The following is a 9,454-nucleotide window of genomic DNA, read 5'->3' as shown; positions in this document are numbered from 1 at the left end:
TAATTGTAGCCGTGTTCGACGGACAGGTTACAGGCGTACTGGTAAACTCTACATCTGTTGGAGGATCCAAAGGTTCTATAACTATTGGAGCTGTGATATAGATACAGCCTGTGGAATCTTGAATGGTCACCGTATAAGTACCCGCCGTCAGTCCCGTAAAGGTAGTACCTGATTGGAAGGTCGCCCCATCCAAACTATAGGTATATGGCGGCACCCCTCCAGAAACCTCATTTACCGTAATGGTTCCGGTACTGCTACAAGTATAAGGTGCAGTCAGCTCGGCAACGCCCGCGATAGGATCGTTAGAGCTAATGGTCACCGTCTGGGGATCCGTCAGACACACCGAACTTCCCAAAGTATATTGAAGAACAACTTCGTAGTCCCCTTCGGCCAGTCCTGTAAATACAGGAGAGCTTACAAAAGTCAATCCACCGTCGATGCTGAACTGCAATGCATTTCCATTGGCATCTACAACTTCAATGGTTATGGTACCCGTATCGCCAGAACTTATACAAGTAATATTCGTCTGAGAAATTGTGTATTCCGGAGCAGGAATTGCTTCAACATTTATAGATGTAGTGGCCGTACAGTTATTGGCATCCATCACCGTAATTTCATATAATCCAGGTGTGGACACTGCAATTTCAGGAGATGATTGGAAATCTGTATCACTATTTACAAAATAGTAATAAGGAGGCGTTCCTCCTGAAGCATAAACCGTAATCACCCCATCCGTACAGGTAAGCGGTGTTGTTAAGGCTGCAGACACCTCAATCATTGGAGGCTCTACAATTTCAATTTCTTCTGTATGCAAACATCCATCATCGGTACTTACATTAACCGTATATACTCCTGGGTTTAATGAGGCAAATTCATAATCGCTCGCCATGATAGGTCCAACGCCATCTACAAAAGTTCCACCTTGGTAAAGGCTATAGTAATATTGAGGTAAAGCTTCATTAACAGCTAAATGCACACTTCCAAAATCACCATAACATTCTGGTTGGGTAATGTTACTAACCACAGAAAACTCTCTTTCCATCACATGCACACTCGGTGTTTCGAATATACAAGGATTGGTATCTACTCCTATTTGTTGGATGAAAATGGTATAATATCCTGGGGAATTCACCGTAAACACATTACTGGTTTGGTAATTCACACCATCAATACTGTATTCATACCCAGAAGGCACACCTCCTACGGTAATTTGGCCAGGTGTTTCACAAATGATATCCTGTGCTGCTGCTGTAGGATTCAATAAATTTTGATATACATTGAAGTAAAAAATACTATAACAACCACCTGGATAGTTGATTACTAGTCTGAATTGACCAGAAGTATCAGCCGAAAAATCTGGACCTGTCCCTACTTGATTCCAAGTACAGGCATCATTTTCGTTGGCACAGTCTGGAGTTGCCACAGCTTCACAGCTTGACTCATCCAACTTTTCCCAAATAATTGATACAGCATCACTAATTCCAGTTAAAATATCACGTGAATCGTTGGCGCCACATAAAAAGATATTTGGCAGTTCCTTACCATCGTTTGGACAGATGACTACTTCATCTGCATAAGGAATCACTGGATTTGTTTGGGTTGTTCCGTACAACACCACTGTTACCACTTCTTCAATTGACAAACAAGTTGCCGGCGCGGTATTGGTTACATAATAGGTTCCTGTTTCCGTAACTGTAATGGTTTGTGTTGTTCCTATAACCGGTGACCCAGATGGGCTGGTTGACCAAGAGTATGATTCATAACCATCGGCTGCGGTTAATTCAACACTTCCGCCACACAGCACTTCTTCTCTTTCATAATCACAATTAGAAATATCCACCAAAAAGTTGGTTGGTTGTGGGAAACTGTTACATTCTACAGACACATAACTTGGTTGGTCTTCCACAGTGATAGAGCTAATTGCTCCGGTGTAGGTTGCAAAAGCCTGATTTACGATTTCGTTGGAACAAGCCTGGCTTAAATCGTAACAGTTTGGCACCACTTGTACCGCTAAACGAATCACGAATACAGGATCTCCAAATTCTACAGATTCATCAGGAATGTCGAACACAATAGTTCGTGTTACTGGATCGTAAGACAACAATGTTGCACCACCTGAATTCGTCAAATCAATATCTGTAGCTGGATCAAAAACAATATTTTCAGGAAGGATATCAGTTAACGTAAAATTGGTAATATCTTCATTCCCTATATTTTGATAGCTTATTTCGTAGAACAGGTTTTGGCCTAAAATAACATCGTCTCCATTTATTTCATTTCCAAATTCATCCTCTACAATTTTTACCAGTTCTATTTCTGGTGAAATGATATCCACCGCAAAGGCACTGAAAAACGAAAACAAAGGATCTGCCTGTCCTTGGGCCACCTGCAATGTAAAAGAGGCAGACGTTTCGCTATAACCAATATATTCCGGTTCTGAATTAATAATTTCCAAGAATCCTGTATCATATCCCAAGGTATTTGTACCAGAAGGATTTCTTGGGTACGAAACCCCATTTGTATTTTCAATAACCGACCCAAAGAACTTATTGGCTGGTCTTAATGGCGTGGTTACCTCTTTATTGTTGATTTCAAGTTTGGTTGCTCTTTTATTTTTATCACCGTCCAAAACAGCATAGGCAAATTGTAAATCGATATGCCCAGCAGGAGGGGTTGTAAAACCATCTACTGGAATTTCTTCGTAATGGTCATCATAAATATGGCTAAATCCGTCAAAGGTTGTGAAAGATTTCATGTGAAGACTAGGATCTTCGTAAATCACGAATAGGGTCCATCCTGCAGACAGTCCCGTTGAAAAATTGAATCCTTCACTTGAAGTCACATTGGCAACTGTATAAGTTCCTTCAATGTCTGTTAAATCGTTTAAAATATCCGTTACTTCTGCATAACACGCATACGGGGTATTTCCTGGCTCGTCATCTTCTGAAATAATAGGCTCGACAATGGCGTCGTAAATGAGCTCTCCCGTAATATCTACATATGAAGTGCCTTCTGGAGTTTTAAATTTAATTTGGTTGATCTCGGATCTATCACCACTTTGAAGCATGGCTCCCCAATACAACGCGGCATAGGCCACCGAATAACAAGTAGTTTCACTTCCATCTTCTTGAGGCGGCAAGACTATATCGGCACTACTGGAGCTAAAAGTGGAAGCATCGGAATCGATATCGATATACTGCATGTCCACATCTTGGTTATCTACGGAATTGTCATTTCCTGGCAAATTATCTTCTCCAAGAATGTTGTTCCCTATAACCAACATACTACCTTTTACTTCCAGATTCTCACGAATGGTAAATGGCTCATAGGTTTGGGCCATTGTACCAAAGCTCATCAGTAACAGAAATAAACCTAAAAGGTAAGGTCTATAATAAGTAGGCGTTTTCATGGTGTTTCTGTTTTTAAATCCTATTTCCTCCAAGGGGCATTGCAGAAAACAGGCTTGCCATTACTACTATTAATTCAATTTTCTAATTTTTAAATACTTAATTCTCTATTTTAATTATTGATAGCTTCTGATTATATGGTCTATTACCTTTTGATTTCATCGCTTCATTAGCCTGTTCGATGGCATCAAATTTTTGGTAATAGATGTAATATTTACTGGTATTTACGTCATAAAAGAAATCCACATCGGTTCTTCCAGACGACACTACTTTTGTTAAGAAATCATCTCTCTTGGCAACATCGTTGTGTACCGCCAAAATCATGTAATAACCACTTTCTACATTCTTAACATTTTTCACGATTTGGATATTTCCTCCAAGGTCTTCTCCAAAATTGAATTCTTCCGTTTTTAATGGCGCCGATCTTAATGGCGTACTTTGCTTGATATTTTTCAATGCCAACCTATCGCGCATGTATCTGTCATCTTCATTGTCATAGGCTGCACGTTTGATTCTACGCTTTCTTTCTATTTCGGTAGCTCTATTGATGCCTTCCAAAGTAGTGCTTAAACTTGCTTTGGTATCCATGGCTTTCAATTGTTCAGACTTTAATCGCTTAATAGTTTTCTTGTAATACAGCATTACAGGATCATTTTCTATTGGCGCAAACTGAAGTCTTTGTTCATATAGCTCTTCCAATTCTTCAATACGCTGGGTACGGGTATCGATGATTTGATCGATATCTGCCTTCAAGGCTTCAATGGCTCTGTTTTCGGCAGAGATACTCTTAAATGGTTTTGGAGCTACTACAATTCCTTGATCACCCAAATCATTTTCCTCTTTCAAATCCTTAAGATCCTGATTCTTTATCGCTATGGCTTCCTTATATCTCGTGATTAAGTCTACTTGTGCCGTACTATCCGTTTCGGTCAACTTCGTAATTTCATTCATAGCCTTGGCCAAATCGTCTGTGGCCTCCATAGCCTTTTGCTTGTCAGATACCACTTCCTTAGCTTTAGCTTCCTCCGCCAATCTTGCGGCTTCTGCTTCAGCAGCCAATCTGGCCTCTTCTTCAGCTTTTGCTTTAGCTTCAGCCTCTGCAGCCAATCGTGCCTCCTCTTCGGCTTGAGCATTGGCCAATGCTTCTGCTTCCAATCTTGCTTGCTCTTCTGCCTCAGCCTTAGCTTTTGCTTCAGCGGCCAATCGAGCTTCCTCTGCTGCTTTTTCTTTTGCTGCAGCTTCAGCAGCTAACCTTGCTTCTTCCTCGGCTTGGGCTCTTGCTTTAGCCTCTGCAGCCAAACGCGCTTCTTCTTCCGCTTGAGCCTTCGCTTGTGCTTCAGATTCCAATCTTGCTTGTTCCTCAGCTTGTGCTTTAGCTTTTGCTTCGGCAGCCAAACGAGCTTCTTCTGATGCTTTTGCTTTCTTCTCCGCTGCTATTTTTGCCTTAGCTTCCGCAACGGCCTTAGCACGTTCTTCCTCTTCCAACCGTTGAGCTTCAGCTTCTGCAGCCAATCTTGCATCCTCCTCAGCCTTTTCTTTAGCTGCCGCTTCCTCTGTTAACCTGGCTTGCTCCTCAGCTAATGCTTTGCTTTCAGCTTCTTTTGCCAAACGTGTCTCCTCAGCCTCCGCTGCCAATTTTGCTGCTTCGGCATCTGCCAATGCTTTAGCTTCTGCTGCTAATTTAGCGTCCTCCTCAGCCTTAGCCTTTGCTTCTTCTCTACGAGCAATAGCCGCTTTTCTATTGGCTTCTGCCTGTTGTTTAGACTTTTTGGAAACAGGTTTTCTTCTCTTTTCAGGGAAGACAATGGCACTCACCTTGTCTTCTCTACTATAATAAAAACGTTCTGTATTATTAAATCTGTAGGCAAGAGTAATTTCATGTGAAGGACCAAAATCGGTAAATTCGCCTAGTGCTCTTTCAAAATTATATTCAATAGCAATTTGTGGTGTGATGTTCAATCCCAATCCCGCAGAAGCACCATATAAGGTATTGTAACCAACTTGTCCCCAAATACCTTTAGGCACCATTAACATGGCCAAACCTGATACAATGGTTTCATCTGATCTGAACTCCGATCTTATCAAAGTTTGGAATCTACTTTGATCGAAGAAACCTCGACTGTCCATATAGCCGGTATACATAACATGTCCTTGAATTCCCTGCTCCGGAATATCCTTGATAAGTTGGGAAGCATTTACATTATAAAGTACCAAATTGGTCAAAGCCAGTCCAAAATCGAAAAAGCCTGTACCATAGTTGACTCCGGGATTAATGGTCAATAAGAAATTGGAAGGAATATTGTTCAGGGACGGATCGTCATAATTAGTCACGACATTTCCATTGTTCACCCCACTCTTATAGGCGCCTACGTTCAACCCGAACGTAAGATTGCTTTCACGACTTAATTGTGCGTTGTAAGCAAAATTCAAAAGCCCGCCAAAAGTAGTCAGGACTCCATAATTTTGTTGGAACAGTCCAATTCCCATTCCAATGTTTTCCTTAAACCTTCCGGAAAAACTTCCCAAATAGGTTTGTGGGGCATCCTCAAACTGCACCCATTCTCTTTTATTATTGAAACTAAGATATTTGTGCTGTTCTCTTACGAAACTGAAAGTTGGATTTAACACATATCTATTGAAACGCAAAGAATTACGTACCGGAATGGCAAACGACACTACCCCATCCTCTTCTTGAGAATAGGTCATCTGTACGGAACAGATTAGTATTACTATGGCCAAAAGATACGCTTTCATATTACTTTACAACGGTTATGGAACCTTTTTTAGAGTCTTGTCCGGGACTTGTGATGATATAATAAAATACTTGGTTGATGCTGTTAATTCCCAATTGGTTTTCGGGCCAATTGTTCATATAATTATTGGTTTGATGCACTACTTTTCCTCGGCTATCCATAATCACAATCTCTGTATTGGAACCACTTACATATTGCTGTGGAATTACCCAAGTATCATTGATACCGTCGCCGTTAGGACTGATTAGATTAGGAATATCCCCAACTTCAGGGAAAGGGTCTATCGGTTCACCTATTGTAAACGTGAATTCCTGAGAGGTCTCACATCCTGTGGTTTGAGTAATCACCACTTTATAGGAACCATAATCATAAGCTTCATATTCTTCTCCCGTAACATCCGGAATTAATGTTCCATTAAAATACCATTCATAAACCGGGTTGTTGGCAGTTGTAGTTACCTGCACCCATAAATAGTCGCCCTCTTCCAACTGATTTTCCTCAGGAATGTTAATTTCACTTTCAAAACTTTCACTGATCAAATCAATGGAACCAGAGGTCTCACAACTTCCCAAATCTACTTCCACGGAATAAAATCCAGATTCATTAGTTTGATAGGTTTGCTCTGTTGCTCCAGAAATGGCAGCACCATCTTTATACCATTGGTAGCTTACACCACCTATGGTTGCCAAGGTAGTCATACCTTGATCTGGACAAAACGGATTGCCTAAACTAGAAGCAATGGTAGCATCGGCTTCGCCAGCAGACACTTCGCTAATAGAAACTCTGTTGGAAAAAGAATTGGACGTACAGGTTCCATAATTGGTCTCAGCGAAATAAGTTCCTTCCTGATTTACAGACAAGGTTGGCCCTTGTGAAATAAACACTGCCGTTGTAGGACTGGTTTCCCTAAACCAATTAAAGGTAAGTGACGGATAATTTAAAGGAGAATCGTTTTCTCCCGTCCCAGGGTTATCAATGGTTAACAAATAGCTCCCGCCAGAGCAAAATGCTCCGGTGGAAACCAAATTATTAATTGAAAATGGGCTGTCTTGAATTTTGTAATAGGCCGCAAAGGCCGCAGATTTTGCACTTGTAGCAACAGGAGCTGTACTTTTTATTCTCAGCTTATACCCTTCTCCAGCTGTAGTGCTCGGCAAAGAAAAACTTAAAGTTGCCGGTGACACAGTAACAGCTCCTGGTTGTGAAGTGAATATTGTTGTAGGATTTGAAAAATCACCATCGGGATCAGACATTTCAAGGATAAATTGATTGGATGCTTCCAATACAGTTTCCGGAGAAAACACAAATGTAACATTGTAGGTGTTGAATGACTCACTGGCACAAGCCTGACTAAATCCTAAATTAGGCGTACCAATAACTAGCTGGGCGTTTGTTTGTTGCGTGCACAACCAAACACAGATTCCCAATAGAAAAGCAAGTCTGTTTAAGATAGTAGTTTTTTGCATTCAATTACATTTAGCAATTATCCTTTTATAATTCTTCCTCCATATTGGAGAAGAACAAGCAATCGCGATTTATTTTATCCATCCCGATTAAGGCTCTAAAAGGGCTTGCTTATATCCTTCTCAATTTTGAAAGATTAGCAATGCCCTGAATTCTCCTATAAAATGATCTTAGGAAAACTTCCAATGCCTAGTCAGCATTGGAAGCGTAAATTTTGTTGATACGTAATCTAAAGTCAGGACGTTTTGAATTGTCCAAATCTATGAACGTTTCTGAGTCGCTTCCTTTTGAGTATACATTAAAAAACGCGCGGTTTCCGTACCAATTTTCCAAATCTTCGTTATTGGAATTGTGTTCGGTAAAAATATTTCCGTTGCAGTTATTGAAATACATTTCACTAAACTTGATACGGTCTAAGTTTTTGTTATTGATAGTAATATTGTCGTCTAGGATTACTGCTGGATTGAAACCGGAAATCACACTCTTGCTCATTTCCAATGATGCGTGTTGAGCAATGTAAAGTGCCTCCTTAACAAGCCCTACTTCGATATCTGAAGCCAGATTATCACTTACATTTACCAAGGTTAGGTTTTCTGCCTTTACAAAAGTCCCCTTTTTGGTCAAGTCTACTTCATTTTTATCTTCATAAGAAGCTATATACATACATCTAGATCCATCGGCGCCAGACACATACGGTGAACGGATTGCCAAAGAATTGGTGATACTACACTGTGCTCCATAGTTGAATTTATAATCATCGCTACTGGTTCTATAAGATACCATCTGCGTCATATTAAATTCTCCTCCAACAACGTTGAATGAATTTCCTTCACAATAGCTAACCATTACATTTTCAACTACAGTATTCTTTCCTACACCAGCAAGTGTCAAACCATTGAAGAAACCAAATTCCTTGGTACGCTTTCCTGCAAATTCAATTCTTACATATCTAAAGATTCCAGAATCCGACTCTACATTCTCTCCACCATAGTTGATATATTCAAAAGAAGTTGGGCGCAATCCGTAGTTTACAGAAGAGCCGTTCCCAAATTTATTGATTGGCGCATCTCCAAGAATGAACACGCCTCCCCAGTCTCCTTCTTTCTTCACACTTCTATTGGAAGAAAAAATGATTGGGTCTGTTTCCATTCCATCGGCAACAATTTTAGAACCTTTAGTGACTACCAAAGTTCCATTGGTTTTAAAATCGCCAAGGATCACCGTTCCCGGCTCGATCGTAAGCGTGGCTCCTTCAGTTATAAAAACACTACCCAACAATAGATAGGTATCCTTTTTAAAAAGTTTGGTGTCTTGTGAAATATTCCCACTCAAGATTTGAGTTGGCTCACCATAGTCTACATGGTTAGGTCTAAATTCGGTCCAGTTGTTTAACCAGTTTGTTGTTCCTATGATTCCTTTCTCCTGTTGGGCAAACAGATTAACCGCTGCCAAAAGAAACAAACATAGTGTCTGAGTAAAGTTTTTCATAAGTAATATAATTATTAATAGATTAAGGGTCTAAAAACTGTTAATAAATCAAAAGTATAAACAAATCCCATGAAATACAAAAAAAGTCGTTAAAATACATCCTTTCGGCATAATTGTAATTAAAAACTTACTTTTTACAATTTTTAAGAAAGAAACATCTTACCTTCAGCACCTTACAGAATTCACTTATTCTTTTAAAATTTTTAATTTCAGCTCATTTTGGCATTACAAAATTAATTTTCAAATTTAAAAGCAGGGGTACACTTTAGATTATGATTTTGTAATGACAATTTTAACTAAAGGTTGTTTTGCTTGCTAAAAAAACCCCATTTAATATTGGGG

Annotated in this window: 3 protein-coding genes and 1 pseudogene; all 4 read right to left on the bottom strand. The window is 39.9% G+C overall.

All coding sequences use genetic code 11. The features are described 5' to 3' along the window. Positions 1-3,409: pseudogene (locus ZA05_RS12000) on the bottom strand (chromophore lyase); the annotation flags it as partial. 97 nt (positions 3,410-3,506) lie between these two features. Then, positions 3,507-6,161, bottom strand: coding sequence for a PorP/SprF family type IX secretion system membrane protein (locus tag ZA05_RS11995; protein WP_053991935.1), 2,655 nt, complete (start codon positions 6,159-6,161; stop codon positions 3,507-3,509). Between the two features lies 1 nt (position 6,162). Then, on the bottom strand, positions 6,163-7,626 hold the full coding sequence (locus tag ZA05_RS11990; RefSeq protein ID WP_053991934.1) for a gliding motility-associated C-terminal domain-containing protein: 1,464 nt from the start codon (positions 7,624-7,626) through the stop codon (positions 6,163-6,165). Between the two features lie 187 nt (positions 7,627-7,813). Further along, the gene (locus ZA05_RS11985; RefSeq protein ID WP_053991933.1) at positions 7,814-9,112 is read right to left on the bottom strand and encodes a hypothetical protein; all 1,299 of its coding nucleotides are present in this window, start codon (positions 9,110-9,112) and stop codon (positions 7,814-7,816) included. Between the last annotated feature and the right edge of the window lie 342 nt (positions 9,113-9,454).

Source organism: Mangrovimonas sp. TPBH4 (genome assembly GCF_001280505.1).
GTDB lineage: Bacteria > Bacteroidota > Bacteroidia > Flavobacteriales > Flavobacteriaceae > Mangrovimonas_A.
Note: the sequence above shows the minus strand (reverse complement) of the source record. Positions and strands in the feature narration are given on the sequence as shown.

Excerpts from the sequence above, each read along its gene's own strand:
- ZA05_RS11995 (WP_053991935.1), bottom strand. The coding sequence starts at position 6,161 with ATGAAAGCGTATCTTTTGGCCATAGTAATACTAATCTGTTCCGTACAG.
- ZA05_RS11990 (WP_053991934.1), bottom strand. The coding sequence starts at position 7,626 with ATGCAAAAAACTACTATCTTAAACAGACTTGCTTTTCTATTGGGAATC.
- ZA05_RS11985 (WP_053991933.1), bottom strand. The coding sequence starts at position 9,112 with ATGAAAAACTTTACTCAGACACTATGTTTGTTTCTTTTGGCAGCGGTT.